This window comes from Bradyrhizobium icense (assembly GCF_001693385.1).
GTDB lineage: Bacteria > Pseudomonadota > Alphaproteobacteria > Rhizobiales > Xanthobacteraceae > Bradyrhizobium > Bradyrhizobium icense.
Genome location: NZ_CP016428.1, coordinates 7,911,725 through 7,927,654 on the forward strand (window position 1 = coordinate 7,911,725; position 15,930 = coordinate 7,927,654).

A 15,930-nucleotide genomic window follows, 5' to 3' on the forward strand; every position below is an offset into this window, starting at 1 on the left:
CCGGACGCCCCGGGGCGCATTGACTCGGACTTTGTCAAACTTCTACCATAGTTCCCGACGGTTCCCGTTCTGGGGATCAAAAGGGAATGCGGTGCGGGGAAATCCCCCAATTCCGCGGCTGCCCCCGCAACTGTAAGCGGCGAATCCTTCGTCATAAGCCACTGGGCATCTCGGTCCTGGGAAGGCGACGATGGGGTAACGACCCGCGAGCCAGGAGACCTGCCGTCAGCCGTGGTCACACGCGAAGATGTCGGTCGGGGAGTACAGACATTAGCTTCACCTAAGCTGCTCTAAGCACATGGTGAGACTTGGTTCGCTGTGACGTGCCACTGACGTCATACCGAGGTCTGAACCATGTCTTCCACCAATACAGCCACGCGGCGCCGCCGCTTTTGGCTCGCCTCCAGTTTTCTCGTTCCCATCGTGTCGCTCGGCATTTCCGGCGCGCACGCGCAGGCGCCGTCGTCCGAACAGTTGCCGCCGATCGAGATCATTTCGCCTACCGACCCGAACCGAACTCGCGCAAAACCGACCTACGATGAAGGATCAACCTCGCGCCGCGTCGTGCCGGCAGCCGCGCCGTCGACCGGCAGGCGGCCCGCATCCGGGACGCGCTCGAACGTCGCAGCGCAAAGTGCTTCTCAGGGTGCGGGCGGAAACGGCCGGCAGTTCTCCGGCATCGTCGGCACCTCGGCGACCGTGATCACTGCAGAGGAGATCGCGAATTCGCCGGCCCAGACGCTGTCCGAGATCATCGCGCAGACGCCCGGCGTACAACTGCAATCGCTCTATGGCGGCGTGAACGGCGCGAAAACGACGGTCGATCTGCGCGGGTTCGGCGCGTTCGCCACCGCCAACAGCCTCGTCCTGATCAATGGCCGCAGGCTCAACGATATCGACATGGCCGGCGTCGATCTCTCGACCATTCCGCTCACTTCGATCGAGCGCATCGAAATCACCCGCGGCAACAGCGGCGCGGTGCTCTACGGCGACAACGCGGTCGGCGGCGTCGTCAACATCGTCCTGAAGAACGGCGTCGGCGGCCCGCCGGTCACGATCCGCAGCGAAGCCGGCGTCGGCTCGTTCAATCAACGGCTTGCGAATATCTCGGCCGCGACCAACTACGGACCTTGGTCGACGTCCTTCTACGGCAACGCCATCAAGTCTGACGGTTACCGGGTCAACAACGCCCTCGATCAACGCAACGGGGTCGGCAATCTCAATTATACCACACCGGACCTCAAGGCCTTCCTTACGGTGACCGGTGACGACCAGAAGCTCGGTTTCCCGGGCGGACGTACCGTCGATCCCTCAATCGGACTCAATCAACTCGTCACCGATCGCAGGGGCACCAATACGCCGTTCGACTACGGCAACCAGCAGGGCGCCAGCGCAACCACCGGCTTTACCAAGACAATCATGAACGGCGTCGATCTGATCGTCGACGGCGGCGTTCGGAAGAAGGATACGCAAAGCGGTTTCTTCGGCGCGGTGCCGTTTGCCTCGCCACTTCCGAGCTTCTCCTCGACCTATAACGACGCATCATTGCAGACCTGGTCGATCACGCCGCGACTGAGCGTCAAGAATTCGATCTTCGGAATTCCCTCCCAGATCCTGACCGGCATCGACTATTACAATGCGACGTTCAACCAGGAGCGCGGGGCGTTCAAAGGCCTCGCTCCGACCCACATCTACGATCTGTCGCAACAGACGCTGGCCGGCTACTGGCAGCACACGGTAGGCCTGTTGCCGACGACCGATTTCTCCTATGGCGCCAGGGTTCAAAACACCAGCCTGAGCGCCCGAGATCGGTACGATCCCAGTGCGCCCGGTTGCGCCATGTTCTTTAATTGCAGCGCTCAAGCCTTCCCATTGGACAGCAACGAAACACAATACGCGCTGCATGCCGGTCTCGAGCATCGCTTCAATAGCGTGTTCTCGGTATTCGGCCGCGCCGCACGCGCGTTCCGCACCCCGACCGTGGATGAACGCGTTTCGTCGGGACCGGCCTTCGACCCCTTCTTCATCCCGCTGCCCGGCGACTTCAAGCTGAAGACCCAGACCTCGCATGACATCGAGGGCGGATTCCGCATCAAGAGCGGCGGATTCCAGATGCAATCGAGCATCTACACCATGGATCTCGAGAACGAGATCCATTTCAATCCTGTGCTGTTCTTCAACGTCAATCTCGATCCAACCCGCCGCTACGGCTCCGAGACGAGCGCCGCGCTACGTGTCAGTGACAGCGTGACGCTCCGCGGCGGCATGGCGTATACGCGCGCCGTCTTCCGCGAAGGGCAGTTCACCGGCAATGACGTGCCGCTGGTGTCGCGCTACACCGCGAGCGGCGGCGTGACCTGGAACATCTGGCAAAACTATCTCGTGTTCGACGCCACGGTGCGCGCCTGGAGCGAACGCGTCATGGACAACGACCAGGCCAACACCCAGCGCCGCATCCCGGCCGACGCCACTGTCGATCTCAAATTGAGTGGCGCTTACGAGCATTTCTTCTGGTCGCTTAGCGTGATCAACGTGCTCGACGCACAGTATTACGACTACGCCATCGCCAGTTCGTTCACGCCGGGCCGCTTCTCGGCCTATCCGCTCCCCGGCCGCACCTTCATGGTGAAGGCCGGCGCGACGTTCTGACCGACATTAGAGCGTTTTCAAGCGAAGTGGACACCGGTTCGCGTCAAGAAAACGCGTCAAAATAAGAATCTAGAGCCTGGTTCTGATTCAATCAGAACCGAAAATGCTCTAGCCGGTTCGGCTTCCTGCCGGACCGGCTCCACGCTCCGTGTTCCCGTCAATCTTTCATCTCAAGGCAGATTCTGTCAGAAACCACGCCATTTTCGACCGAAAATAACATCCTCTGCGCGCCGATCCGTGGTAAATGGGCCACAGACCGCTCGACGATATCAGTCGTGATTTCAGAGGTATGACATGAATGATGAGCCGAAGAGCGCCGCCGAGCTGAAGGAAATGAGGCTCAACCGCAAGCGCGCCCAGGAAGTCGACGGCATCAAGGCGATGGCCGAGATCGCGGCTGCCGATATCGCGATCCGCCAGCGGACCGAGAAGCTGCGCGCGCTGCGTCTGGCGAAGGAAGCGGCCGACCGCGCAAATCCGCCGGAATCGAAGGTCAAGGGCAAGACCAAAGCCAGGATCGCGAAAAGAGGCTGATTTGAAATGACGAAAGAGGATCGCGATCGCGCCCAGGCGCGCTTCGACAAGGCGGCCAAAGCAGTTCAGGACGCAAAGTCCGGCAAGGCCGAACGCGACGCAGCGGCGAAAGCCGTGCTCGACAATATGGCGAAGCTGAAGGCATTGCGGCTCGCGCGCGAAGCAGCCGAGCCGCAACGTCCGCCCGCCGCAAAGACCGCAAAGAAGGCGCGCAGCAGCACAAAGCGGCCCGAGGAGAAGCCGGTGGCCCTGTCGGAGTGGCTGGCGAGCCAGCAGAACGGCGGACGGCGAACCTGAGATCGGCCGATCCAGCTCGGAGATCCGGCGTTACGCCGGCCCCGGCCAATCGATCATCGATCGCGTCTTGTTCTCGGCATCGTAAACCTGCACCTGAAGCATCTGGAAGCGGTTCTTCAACGCCATGCCCGCTTCCTCAGCCGCCTCGACCGTATCGTGATGCGACTTGAAGTGGCCGTCCACGACCAGCGAGTAACCGGTGCTCGGTGCCTTGTCGGCGCGAAGGATCTTGCGCTGCTGCGGTTCATCGAGCGCAATGCGGGGCTTCTTCATACTGGCTCCATGCGATGCCCTTCGGACGAGGCGAAAAAGGGCGGGAATAATCGTTTGACCGGCGCTAGGATACCGTCCGGACGGTCAGATTGAGGTCATGCCGTTACCCTGAGTCGGCATGCAGCGCAAATGCCGATTGATCCGGCGAAGAGGCATCACATGGGTGAAATCATATGGGCGGAACAGGCAGGAAGAGCAGCGAGCCTCCGAAACAAGGCGATGACAAACCGAAGAAGCCGCCGCGCCCGCCGGTTGAGGACGAGGAGGACTACGAGGACGGCGACATCGCCACGCCGAAGCGGGACCGTTATGGTCCTGACGATGAGCCGTTGTGAGGTAGCCGTAAGGTGACCAGACCGGCGCGTCACTCACCGCCGTCATCGCCCGCCTTCGCGGGCGATGACGAGTTGTGTTGATAGAAGCCTTCGCTTTCAATCACCCGAATGCTCATTGCATCGAGCAGATGCGCGCCAAAACCGCCGAGCGCTAGTTTGATCGCCAGCTTCGGCGAAACCGCCAGCACGGCTGCCGTCACTGCCAGCGGCACGGCGCTGATCCAGTCCGATTGCACTGGTGTGAGTTCTTCGCTGCTGCCGGCATAGGGCCCGCGCGCCGCAGCGAGATGCAAGCATTCCCTGAGAATGTCGGGCCGCGTTCCGCCGCGCGCCGCACATCCGAGCAACGCCTGCATCGCCAGGCGCGTGAGCACGCCCTCGCGACTTGCGAGCAGCGGAGCCGGCGTCTCGCCCAGCGAGATCAGAAGCAAAAGTCCGACGAGATCGACGCCGGAGCGATAGGCATTCATCGGCTCGACCAGCCGCGGATTGCAATCGATCAGCAGTGGCGCGGTATCGACGTCCGGCACGATGTAATCGACCGACAGCGCGCCGTGCCAATCGAGCGCCCGGCCGATCTGTTCGACATAAGCGCGGACGACCGGCCGGTTCACACTTTGCTTGATCGCCTCGCCGCCACCGACGCCCGCCGCGATCTGCCGATAGGCATGAAAGCCGAGCATCCGGCCGCGGCAGAACACGGATTGCGCCTTCTCGGTGGTGCCTGCGACGAGGTCTTGCACCAGCACCTCACCGGCGAATGCATCGCCGCCGCCGAGATCATGCAGCGCGCTCATCAGATCGTCCGCGCTGCGCACGAACCAGATGCCGCGGCTTGCGGTGCCGACCGAGGTTTTCACGACGGCCGGAAAGCGAACCGCATCGCGCACACCTTGCGCGGATTTCACGATGCGCGTCGGCGGCTGCGGCAATCCCAACCGATCGAGCAGCCGGCTGAAGCCGGCCTTGCTATGCGCTTGCCGATAGCTCTCGAAGCTCGGCAGCGCGATTCCGGCGCGGCCTTCGATGCGCTGCCCGACCCGCGCAAACAAAAATCCCTGCTCATGCGTCGGCAGCAGCACGTCGAACTTCCTGTCGGCCAGTTGCCGCTCGACGAAGGCCAGGTAACCGGCGGGGTCGTCCCGCAATCCGGGGCAGCGGTGAAATTTGCGGACGAAGCGCGAGAACCGCGACAGGCACCAAGGCGAGGGATCGCAAATCTCGACGTAATGGCCCGAAAGACCGAGAATCGTAACGACCTCCCGGGCCGAGGTCGAGGAACCTTCGGAGACCAGTACGCGGAGCGGCTTTGCGGGATCAAGCATGCCGGATCATTGCCGCGTCGACCTGCCTTTGTCTCCCCTCCTGACGTGTTTTCTTGCGCGCCCTGCCCTGCGCCGGGGCAGCCATGCAACGGCATTCATGGACAAATAACGGTCGGCCTATATTTTCGGCACGGCCCAGCCGGGCCGCAAGCAATACAGGGTTTTGAGCTGACATGGTCGACATTCTGGCCGCACCGCACCAAGCCAAAGCGGATACATCGCTGCGCACGCTCGCAGCGATTTCGGTCGCCCATTGGGTCAGCCATTTCCATCTGTTCGTGCTGCCGATGCTGTTTCCGTTCCTGAAGGAGCAGTTGGGCGTCGGCTATATCGAGCTCGGCTTCGCGCTGACTGTGTTTGGCGTCGTCTCCGGCCTGACGCAGGCCCCGATCGGCTATCTCGCCGACCATATCGGCGCACGAAAGGTGCTGCTGATCGGGCTCACCGTCGGCGGCCTCGCGCTGATCATGCTCGGCCTGCACCTGAGCTACGCCTCGCTGATCATCTGCGCCGCGCTACTCGGCCTTGCCAACAGCGTCTATCACCCGTGCGACTATGCGATCCTGTCGACGCATATGGATGAAGCGCGGATGGGCCGCGCCTTTTCGATCCACACTTTTGCGGGTTTCCTTGGCGGCGCGGTGGCGCCCACGATCATGCTCATGCTGGTGACAGCCGTCGGCGGGCTCGGCGCGCTGATCGTGGCCGGCGCGGTGGGACCAGTGGTGGCGCTGCTATTGATCGCGATCAGGATTCCCGATGCCAGTTCGGCCGATCGCAAGACCGATGACTCTGCGGCGCCGCAGCAGAGCATCGTGACGCCTGCGATCATCGTGCTGACGATCTTCTTCATGTTGCTCGGCCTGTCCAGTGCCGGCATCGGCAATTTCGGCGTGGTTGCGCTGATGAGCGGCTATGGCGTGACGTTCTCGGCCGCCAACATCGCGCTGACCGCCTATCTCGGCGCCAGCGCGGCCGGCGTGCTGGCCGGCGGCTATCTTGCCGACCGCACCAAACGCCACGGCAATGTCGCCGCCGCGAGCTTTGCGATCAACGCCGTCATCATAACAATCATCGCGACGGTCAACCTGCCGTCGGTGGTGCTGACCGCCGCCATGGCGCTCGCCGGATTCCTCGGCGGCGTCATCGCCCCCTCGCGCGACATGCTGGTCCGCAACGCAGCTCCGGCGGGCGCCGCGGGCCGCGCCTTCGGCATCGTCTCCACCGGTTTCAATTTCAGCGGCATCCTCTCCCCGCTGTTGTTCGGCTGGATCATGGACCAGAGCCTGCCGCATTGGGTGTTCGGCGCTTCCGTCGCCTTCATGGTGCTCACGGTCCTGCTGGCGCTGGTCACCGACCGCAAGCCGGCGGAACCCGCCAGGGCGTAGCTCTCGGTGATGCATTCCTGAGCCTCATCCCCGGCGGTTGACAGCATTCGATGACGTCGGATGATGCGCCAACAAAAACCAGAAGCGGGATGGAAGCCATGACCTCGACCCCCGATCTCGTGATCCGTGGCGGCACCATAGCCGATGGCAAGGGTGGCGAATTGTTCGAAGCCGATGTTGCGATCACCGGCGGCCGCATCACCGAAGTCGGCAAGGTTGCCGCAAAGGGCAAGGAAGAGATCGACGCCCGCGGCAGACTGGTCACGCCGGGCTTTGTCGACGTCCACACCCATTATGACGGCCAGGTCACCTGGAGCCAGGACATCACGCCCTCCTCGCAGAACGGCGTCACCACGGCGATCATGGGCAATTGCGGCGTCGGTTTCGCGCCGTGCCGCCCTGCCGACCATGTCCGGCTGATTCAGCTAATGGAAGGCGTCGAGGATATTCCCGAGCCGGTTCTGAGCGCCGGCATCCCTTGGGCCTGGGAGAGCTTTCCGGACTACATGGACTGGCTGTCCAAGCGCAACTTCGACATGGATATCGGCGCGCAACTGCCGCATGCGGCGCTGCGAGTGTACGTGATGGGCGAGCGCGGCGCGCGCCGCGATCCGTCGACGCCGGAAGACAACAAGGCGATGGCGGCAATGGCTGCCGATGCCGTGCGAGCTGGCGCACTCGGCTTCTCGACCTCGCGCACGCTCAACCACCGCACCTCGACCGGCGATTTTACGCCGACGCTGAAGGCCGGCGAGGATGAACTGACCGCCATCGCGGCAGCGATGCATGCGCAGGGCCGCAGTGTGTTGCAGTTCGTGCTCGATCTCTCCACCATCGACGAAGACCTGCCGATGATGCTGCGGGTCGCCGAGAATACCAAAATCCCGGTGTCGTTCTCGATCACCCAAAACGACAAGGCGCCGCAGCGCTGGCGCCAGACGCTCGACAGCATCCGCGAAGCGTCGGCGCGCGGCCTGTCGATTACGGCGCAGATCGCCGCCCGCCCGGTGGGACTGATGCTCGGACTCGAACTGTCGCGCAATCCGTTCCAGACTCATCCGAGCTACCAGGCGATTGCGCATTTGCCGCTCGCCGAGCGGCTCGCACGGTTACGCCAGCCCGAGCTACGCAAAGCGATCCTGAGCGAGCACGCCACCGCGACCGACGATCCGCTGTTCTTCCGACCGAACTACGACAAGATGTACCTGCTCGGCAATCCGCCGGACTACGAGCAGCCGCCGGAAAATACTCTGGGCGCACAGGCCCGCCGCCTGGGCAAACAGCCGGAAGAACTTGCCTATGATGCGATGCTGACGGATGACGGCCGCGGCATGCTCTACGTGCCGTTCCTCAATTATGCCGAGGGCAACCTCGATGCTGTCAGCGAGATGCTGCGCAATCCCAATGCCGTGCCTGGGCTATCCGACGGCGGCGCGCATTGCGGCATCATCTGCGACGCCAGCTTCCCGACCTATCTCCTGACGCACTGGACGCGCGACCGTACCCGCGGCGAGAAGTTGTCGATCCCGTTCGTCGTCGCCGCGCAATCGCGCAAGACCGCGCTCTCGGTCGGTCTCTACGACCGTGGCGTGATCGCGCCCGGCTTCAAGGCCGACGTCAACGTGATCGATTTCGACCGCCTGCACCTGCATCCGCCAAAAGTGCATTATGACCTGCCGGTCGGCGGCCGCCGCCTGATGCAGCAGGTCGATGGCTATGACGCTACCATCGTCTCCGGCGTGGTGACGCAGCGCGCCGGCAAGGCCACCGGCGCCCGCCCCGGCAAACTGGTGCGCGGCACGCAGGGCCGTAAGCCGCAATTCGACGCGGCGGCGAGTTAGGCCGGCGCAGTTTCGTCGTACTCGGTGTCGTCCCTGCGAAAGCAGGGACCCATACGCCGTAGCCCATCGACTAAGGCGATGTGGCAGACGCTTGGCTTGAACAATCGGTAGTCGTGGTTATGGGTCCCTGCGTTCGCACATGGGCGCTAAGATAGCTGGAGCATTGTTTGATACGTGCGTTTTCTTGGAGGCTCGCGAAGATGGCGCTGGAGCGCTGACGTTGACTGGCGCAGGCAGGCGATAGTGGGCTGTGGGATGATCGCCTGAAGCAGCGAGGCGATAAGTTGCTGGAGCAAACGCCAGGCGCCAGGCAGCGTCAGGCGGCTTCGGCCAAGCGGGGAGAGTCCTCGAGTTCGTCGACGAACGGCTCGAGCAGCAGAATGGCCAATAGATGAGCCAGAATGTAGGGTCTGGCGGAGCCTTCATCAGCCCCCGGCGGGCCCTTCAGGCGGATCAGGCTCTTCAGCCGTTTGAAGCCGAGTTCAATCCGCCATCGCAGGCGATACAGGGCCAGAACATCAGCGGTTGCGAAGTCCCTGGGCTTGAGGGAAGTGACCAGGATCACCCAATCGGCAGCATCGAGGGTTTGCTTGGAGAGCTGGTGACCGCCCCGTTGTGCATCCCGGTGCGCCTTGCGTCGCGCGTCGGCAGCCGCCTGCACCGGCTTCTTGACGGCGACCAGACGCAAGGCGAGAGGTGCGCCACGTTTGCGTTTTATCCAGATCGGCCGATCGATCAGCCCGCGCCCCGCCGCCTTACGCAACGCCGCGATGAGATCGAACACATTGCCCTCGGCATCGAGCCAGCGCGCGCTCTTCCAGCCGGCCCGGATCACGATGTCCGCGCCGGCTTCGAGCAGAGGCGCCATGCGGTCCGGTTGCAAATAGGCGCGATCGGCAAGACGGATCTCGCCCGCCACCGCCGGTATCCGGTCGAGCGTCTCGCCCGCCTGCTGATCGGTCAGTTCGAAGTAGCCAAAGCGTTCCTGCGGTAGATCGAACGCGCTATGGATACGCCACACCTTGTTCTTTTTCCTGGCTTCCGATCCTTTCTTCGGCACCGAGGTGGCATCGATAATGCGGATCATTCGCCCCCGGCTCGCTGGCGGAGCAGTGGCCGCGAGCACCTGACCCACCAGCATTGCGAGCCAGTCCCCGCACTGACGCAGACAATACAGCAGCGCCACGTTGGAAATATCGACAAGACCTATCGACGTCGCCCATGCGGCGGTCGAGCGCAATCCGCGCTCGCCCAGACAGTAAGCCAGGATCAACCTCAGCAAATCCACCGCATTGGTGATCTCGCGCGGACGCAGGAACGCTTTCGTCTCGCGCGCCGTAACTTCAAGCGTTTCTGCCCCGCCAAGCCGGACGACGACGTTCGTCCAGTCTTCGTTCACAAGCGATTCGTGTCCCATGACACGCTGGAATCACAAACGATTCCGCCCAGCAACACTATTTTAGCGCCTATGTGCGTTCGCAGGGACGACGGATGATTTGTTATTGCTTCACGCGAATTTCGGCTGCGTCGCTGCTTGCGCCATCAACCGCTTGCGTTCCGTGTTCGGCCACAGCAGCAACAGCCCGAGCAACCCTGACGCTGCCATGATCACGGCGTTGATGGTGAAGCCGGACATGTAGCCGTCGAGCGGCACCGCCGCATTCTGAATCACGGCGCCCATCACGAACGGCGCGATCATTCCCGCCAGCGTGTAGATCGCGCCATAGATTGCGATCACGGCGCCGCGCTGCTGTACCGGGGTGAATTCGCCGAGCATCGGCGGGCAGACCACATAGATCGAGCCGCAGAGCCCGGAGCCGACGACGAGGAACGCGATCTGCCATCCAGCGCCGTTGACATAGGGCAGCACCGCGAGGATCAGCCCGCCGACGATCAGCGGCACAGAGCCGAGCACACCCCGAGCGCCGCGCGTCGTGTAACCGCGCGTCAGCATCACCTGCGAAATCCAGCCCGTCAGCAGCACGATGGCCGCGCCGAACACCCAGGGCAAAACGGAAATCCATCCCGCATCCGTTTGCGAGAAGCCCAGCCCCTTGACGATGAATGGCGTGAACCAGGTCAGCCCGAGCGACAGCGCCCAATAGGCGCCGAAGGTGGCGGCGACGCAGCCGATGAATGTGCGCGACGTCAGAAGCTGGAGATAGGGAACGCGCGGATCGGTTGCAGCCGTCGTAACGGTGTGAACCAGCGGCCCTTCCTTGCCCATGACGAGCCACGCCGCAGCCCACATCAGGCCGACGATGCCGAGCGCGCCGAATGCGTAGTGCCAGCTATGATTGACGATGATCCAATTGAGCGCCGGCACCGCGAGAATGACGCCGAACGCCGAACCCTGCGAGAGAATGGCGGTGGGAAGCGTCCGCTTTTCGTCGGGAAACCATTTGTAGATGGCATGCGCGGCCACTGCGAACGCCGGCCCTTCACCGGCGCCGAGGATGATACGACAGATCACGAGCGTCGCAAAACCTACAGTGCCGACCATCGGAAACTGCGCCACCGACCAGATCACCGCCATCGCGAGCAGCACCCAGCGGGTGTCGATGCGGTTGACGATGAAGCCGACGACGATGGCCGAGATCGAAAACAGGAAAAAGAACGAGGAGCCGAGAAAGCCGAACTGTTCTGGCGAGAGCTTCAGCTCATCCATGATCGGCCCGCCGGCAAGTCCGACGACGATCTTGTCGGCAAAGTTCACCAGCATGAACAGAAACAGCAGGAAGGTGATGGTCCAGGCGCCCTTGGGCGTCCCCGTGGACGTCCCCTTGGGCGTCGCTTGCGCGGTCATGGCTGCTTTCCCCCTGGCTCTTTAGGATCGGCCGGTTCCAATGCTACAAGGGGGCTTGCGGGCAAGGCAACCGGCATTTTTCCGCAAATGCCCGCCGTGCAACTGCCGGCTGCTGCGACGGGCATACGCCACAACCGGGATCACGATCGCGGCGCGGCGCGATTGAGACCGTGATCGGGGACGCGTCCCCTGGTATGTTGCATGCGTCAGGGGTTTTCATGGCCGGATCGGTCCATCGTCGCGCATGACCAAAGGCAATCCCAATGCGATCGGCCCCGTGCTTCACGTGACTGGCCTGACCAAGAGCTACCGCACCGCCGGCGAGGACGTCGCGGTGCTGCGCGGCGTAAACCTGACGGTCGCTGCCGGTGAGAGCGTCGCGCTGACAGGAGAATCCGGCAGCGGCAAGAGCACGCTCCTGCACCTGATCGCTGGCCTCGATGCGGCCGATGACGGCGAGATCAGGCTCGCCGACGTCTCGGTCGCCGAACTCAGCGATGCTGAGCGCGCGGAATTGCGCCGCGACCGCCTCGGCCTGGTGTTTCAGCAATTCAATCTGATCCCGAGCCTTACCGTGGAAGACAACCTCGCTTTCCAGTCACGTATCGCCGGCCGTCATGATGCCGCCTGGCACCACGAAATGGTGGAGCGGCTCGGGCTCGGCCGCTTCCTGAAGCGCTATCCCGAGCAATTGTCCGGCGGTCAGCAACAACGCGTCGCCATCGGCCGGGCATTGGCGGTCAAGCCGCTATTGCTGCTCGCGGACGAGCCGACCGGCAATCTCGACGAGGACACCGCGGACGAGGTACTCGCGCTGGCGCGCGACCTGGTGACCCGCAGCGGCTGCGGCTTTCTGCTGGTGACGCACAGCGCGCGGCTCGCCGCAACGCTCGACCGCCAGGTCAACCTTCATGCCGGGGTGATCGCGTGAAACGCGCGCTGTGGACGCTGGCCGTGTTGCTGAGCCATTGGCGGCGGCATCCGATGCAGTTGGCGACCCTGCTGATCGGCTTGATCTCGGCAACCGCGCTGTGGAGCGGCGTGCAGGCGCTCAATCAACAGGCGCGTGCCTCCTACGATCGTGCCGCCGCTACGTTTGGCGGCACGCGCACGGCCATGCTGGTCGCCCGCAACGGCGTAAGCTTCCCGCAACAACTCTTTGTCGATCTTCGCCGTGCCGGCTGGCCGGTCTCGCCGGTGCTGGAAGGCCGCATCCAGATCGAGGGACGGTCGTTCCGGTTGCTCGGCATCGAACCTGTCACGCTGCCCGCCGAAGTCGGCGACGCGCCGACAGTCGGCAAGGCCAGCCTGCAATCCTTCATGACGCCGCCGGGCGAGATGCTGGTGGCGCCGGAAACGCTTTCCGATCTCAGGTTGGCCGAGGGCACGCGCCCGCAACGCGATGGCGGCGCACCGCTGCCGCCGCTTCGCGTGCAGCCGAACCTGGTGCCCGGCGTGCTGGTCGTCGACATCGGCATTGCGCAGAACCTGCTCAAGATGCCGGACCAGATCTCGCGGCTCCTGATCGGCAAGGCGGCAGGCCGGCACGCGCCGCTCGAAAGCGTTGCCGGCGACAAGCTTCGCCTGGTCGAGCCCGATGCGGAAACCGACCTCGAACGCCTCACCGACAGTTTTCACCTGAACCTGACCGCGTTCGGGTTGCTGTCGTTCTTTGTCGGCCTGTTCATCGTCAATTCGGCGATCGGGCTGGCCTTCGAGCAACGGCTGCCGACCTTGCGCACCTTGCGCGCCTGCGGCGTCTCGGCGCGGATGATGAACGCCGTGCTGGTGCTCGAGCTGGTGTCGCTGGCGCTGGCCGCGGGGCTGATCGGACTGGTATGCGGTTACTTCATCGCCGGCGCGCTGCTGCCAGATGTTGCGGCCTCGCTGCGCGGGCTCTACGGCGCGCAGATTCCGGGGCATCTCACGCTCAAGCCGCAATGGTGGTTCGCAGGTCTCGCCATCAGTATTCTGGGCGCGCTCGCGGCAGCCGCCGCCAGCCTGGCCAAGGCGCTGCGGCTGCCGCTGCTCGCCACCGCTCAGCCCTTCGCCTGGCAACAGGCGCAGCGGCGCTGGCTGACCTATCAGAGCGCGCTGGCGCTCGCGGCGTTCGGTGCAGCCGGTTGCTTTCTCTGGTTCGGGGACTCCCTGATTTCAGGTTTTGCCGTGCTCGCTGCATTGATGCTCGGCGCAGCGCTGATCCTGCCGATGTTTCTCGAAATCGTGCTGTCGCTTGGCCAGCGCTATGCACGAGCCCCGCTCGGCATCTGGTTCTGGGCTGACAGCCGCCAGCAACTGTCCGGGCTGTCGCTCGCCCTGATGGCGCTGTTGCTCGCGTTGGCAGTCAATGTCGGCGTCTCCACCATGGTCGAGAGTTTTTCCCGCACCTTCCTGGTCTGGCTCGACGGGCGGCTGGCGGCGGATGTCTATGTCAATGCCGCCAACGACGCGCAGGCACACGAGATCAAGGCGTGGCTGCGCGAGCGCCCCGAGGTCGAGGCGATCCTGCCCGGCGGCCGCGCCGATACGCAATTGGCCGGCGCGCCGCTCGAAGTGCTGGGCCTGCCCGATCACGCGACCTATCGCGACAACTGGCCGCTGCTGCAATCGATTGAGGACGCCTGGGTCAAGCTTCGCCCCGGCGATGCGGCCCTCGTCAGCGAACAACTGGCGCGGCGGCTGCACCTCTCTGTCGGCGACCGCATCGAGGTGCCCGCGTCGGGCGGAAACTGGACGCTCAACGTGGTCGGCATCTACGCCGATTACGGCAATCCCAAGAGCCAGATCGCAGTGAACTTCGCCGCGCTGACCCGGCGCTTTCCGGAAATCCCCCTGACGCGCATGGGACTGCGGGTCTCCTCGTCCAAGATCCCGGCGTTGATCTCGGCCCTGCAGGCAAAGTTCGGCCTCGACAATCGCAATGTCGCCGACCAGGCGACGATGAAGGCGGAATCGACGCGGATCTTCAACCGCACTTTCTCGGTCACGGCGGCGCTGAACGCCTTCACGCTCGGCGTCGCCGGCGTGGCGCTGTTGACGAGCCTCTTGACGCTTGCCAATTCCCGCCTGCCGCAACTGGCCCCATTATGGGCGATCGGCGTCACGCGGCGGCGGCTCGCGGCAATCGAACTATTGAAGGCGATGTCGGTGGCGCTGATCACGACAATCTTCGCGCTGCCGCTGGGCCTGCTTGTCGCGTGGTGCCTGCTCGCGATCGTCAACGTCAAGGCGTTCGGCTGGCGATTGCCGTTTCATGTCTTTCCGCTGCAATTGCTGTGGCTCACCGGCGTCGCCATGGCGGCGGCGCTTGCGGCTTCCGCGCTCCCCGTCATCAGGCTGGCGCGCATGCAGCCGGCCAGCCTGATCAGGATCTTTGCCAATGAACGGTAGCGGCCTCATTACCCGGCGCGGCTTCATCGGCAGCGCGCTGGTCGCCGGATCCAGCAGCAAGGCACTCGCGCAAGGTTTTGCGGGCTTGGGCGAAAGCGCGGATGGATTTGCGCCGGTCGTGCCGGGCAGGACATTTACGTTTCCCGCCGATCACGGACCACATCCGGAATTCCGCATCGAGTGGTGGTATGTGACGGCCAATCTCACCGATGCGCGCGGAACGGCCTACGGCGCCCAATGGACGCTGTTTCGCCAGGCTATCGCGGCGGGCGGGCCGCAGGAGGGCTGGGCCAACCAGCAGATATGGATGGGCCATGCCGCCGTCACGCGCGAAGATACCCATCGCTTCAGCCAGACCTTCGCGCGCGGCGGCGTCGGCCAGGCCGGCGTCGAGACCACCCCGTTTCACGCCTGGATCGATGCCTGGGAGATGCGCGCCCTCGATTCAGTGAATGACGACAATATCGCACCGCTGGAACTGAAAGCATCGGGCGCCGACTTCAGCTACACGCTGCGCCTGGACGCGGATCGGCCGCTGGTGCTGCAGGGCGAAGGCGGCTACAGCCGTAAATCGCTGCGCGAACAGGCCTCCTACTACTACAGCCAGCCGCACTATGCGGCGACGGGCATCCTCACCATTGACGACAGGCCCATCGACGTTACCGGCATGGCCTGGCTCGATCGCGAGTGGAGCAGCCAGCCGCTGGCCGCGGATCAAAGCGGATGGGACTGGCTCTCGCTGCATTTCAACGCCGGCGACAAGTTGATGCTGTACCGGATGCGCCAGACCGACGGCCAGCATTATGGCTCGGGCAAATGGATCGCGCAGGACGGCCGCGCCGACCAACTCGCCTCCGCCGATATCGCGATGACGCCGCTGGCGTTCACCGAAGTCGCGGGACGAAAAGTCCCGACCGCGTGGCGCATCGAAATCGCAAGCAAGGCACTCAGAATCGAATGCATGCCGCTCAATGCCCGAAGCTGGATGGGCACGAGCTTTCCCTATTGGGAAGGCCCGATCCGCTTCGCAGGCAGCCACACAGGAGTGGGCTATCTGGAAATGACGGGTTATTAAGCCCGCGCACGAAACAG

The 15,930-nt window shown here is 63.8% G+C and carries 13 protein-coding genes and 1 riboswitch; of the genes, 9 read left to right on the forward strand and 4 right to left on the reverse strand.

The window, feature by feature from the left end; all coding sequences use genetic code 11:
• Window positions 1-41: 41 nt before the first annotated feature.
• A riboswitch (cobalamin riboswitch) is annotated at window positions 42-241 on the forward strand.
• 113 nt (window positions 242-354) lie between these two features.
• From LMTR13_RS36710 to LMTR13_RS36720, 3 genes are all read left to right on the forward strand, one after another.
• Window positions 355-2,649: a TonB-dependent receptor gene (locus LMTR13_RS36710; protein ID WP_065731993.1), complete on the forward strand. Its 2,295-nt coding sequence runs from the start codon at window positions 355-357 to the stop codon at window positions 2,647-2,649.
• Window positions 2,650-2,943: 294 nt separating this feature from the next.
• On the forward strand, window positions 2,944-3,183 hold the full coding sequence (locus tag LMTR13_RS36715; protein ID WP_051379883.1) for a hypothetical protein: 240 nt from the start codon (window positions 2,944-2,946) through the stop codon (window positions 3,181-3,183).
• A gap of 6 nt (window positions 3,184-3,189) precedes the next feature.
• The gene (locus LMTR13_RS36720; RefSeq protein WP_065731994.1) at window positions 3,190-3,480 is read left to right on the forward strand and encodes a hypothetical protein; all 291 of its coding nucleotides are present in this window, start codon (window positions 3,190-3,192) and stop codon (window positions 3,478-3,480) included.
• Between the two features lie 30 nt (window positions 3,481-3,510).
• Here the strand turns inward: LMTR13_RS36720 and LMTR13_RS36725 are convergent, their stop codons facing one another.
• Window positions 3,511-3,753, reverse strand: coding sequence for a hypothetical protein (locus LMTR13_RS36725; RefSeq protein ID WP_065731995.1), 243 nt, complete (start codon window positions 3,751-3,753; stop codon window positions 3,511-3,513).
• A 173-nt stretch (window positions 3,754-3,926) separates the two neighbouring features.
• Here LMTR13_RS36725 and LMTR13_RS42035 point away from each other — a divergent pair, with 173 nt between their 5' ends.
• A complete protein-coding gene (locus LMTR13_RS42035; RefSeq protein ID WP_197520970.1) occupies window positions 3,927-4,088 on the forward strand; it encodes a hypothetical protein in 162 nt (53 codons plus the stop codon).
• Window positions 4,089-4,117: 29 nt separating this feature from the next.
• Here LMTR13_RS42035 and LMTR13_RS36730 read toward each other — a convergent pair whose 3' ends face one another.
• Entirely contained in the window at window positions 4,118-5,413 is a 1,296-nt protein-coding gene (locus LMTR13_RS36730) for an ATP-grasp domain-containing protein (RefSeq protein WP_065731996.1), read from the reverse strand.
• 173 nt (window positions 5,414-5,586) lie between these two features.
• On the opposite strand from LMTR13_RS36730, the gene LMTR13_RS36735 reads away from it, so the two are divergent.
• Entirely contained in the window at window positions 5,587-6,801 is a 1,215-nt protein-coding gene (locus tag LMTR13_RS36735) for an MFS transporter (RefSeq protein WP_065731997.1), read from the forward strand.
• 98 nt (window positions 6,802-6,899) lie between these two features.
• On the forward strand, window positions 6,900-8,642 hold the full coding sequence (locus tag LMTR13_RS36740) for an N-acyl-D-amino-acid deacylase family protein (RefSeq protein ID WP_065733279.1): 1,743 nt from the start codon (window positions 6,900-6,902) through the stop codon (window positions 8,640-8,642).
• Between the two features lie 316 nt (window positions 8,643-8,958).
• Here the strand turns inward: LMTR13_RS36740 and LMTR13_RS36745 are convergent, their stop codons facing one another.
• Together LMTR13_RS36745 and LMTR13_RS36750 are read right to left on the reverse strand one after the other, a co-directional pair.
• A complete protein-coding gene (locus LMTR13_RS36745) occupies window positions 8,959-10,041 on the reverse strand; it encodes a transposase (protein WP_197520971.1) in 1,083 nt (360 codons plus the stop codon).
• 108 nt (window positions 10,042-10,149) lie between these two features.
• A complete protein-coding gene (locus LMTR13_RS36750) occupies window positions 10,150-11,448 on the reverse strand; it encodes an MFS transporter (protein ID WP_065731999.1) in 1,299 nt (432 codons plus the stop codon).
• Between the two features lie 244 nt (window positions 11,449-11,692).
• Here LMTR13_RS36750 and LMTR13_RS36755 point away from each other — a divergent pair, with 244 nt between their 5' ends.
• From LMTR13_RS36755 to LMTR13_RS36765, 3 genes are read left to right on the forward strand one after another with little or no spacing between them, the layout of a single operon-like run.
• Window positions 11,693-12,379, forward strand: a complete 687-nt coding sequence (locus LMTR13_RS36755) for an ABC transporter ATP-binding protein (RefSeq protein ID WP_197520972.1) — start codon at window positions 11,693-11,695, stop codon at window positions 12,377-12,379.
• Window positions 12,376-14,838 (forward strand): ABC transporter permease, encoded by a 2,463-nt coding sequence (locus LMTR13_RS36760; protein WP_065732000.1) that lies wholly within the window; start codon window positions 12,376-12,378, stop codon window positions 14,836-14,838. Before LMTR13_RS36755 ends, LMTR13_RS36760 begins: the two co-directional genes overlap by 4 nt.
• Window positions 14,828-15,913: a lipocalin-like domain-containing protein gene (locus LMTR13_RS36765; protein WP_065732001.1), complete on the forward strand. Its 1,086-nt coding sequence runs from the start codon at window positions 14,828-14,830 to the stop codon at window positions 15,911-15,913. Before LMTR13_RS36760 ends, LMTR13_RS36765 begins: the two co-directional genes overlap by 11 nt.
• The last annotated feature ends 17 nt before the right edge of the window (window positions 15,914-15,930 follow it).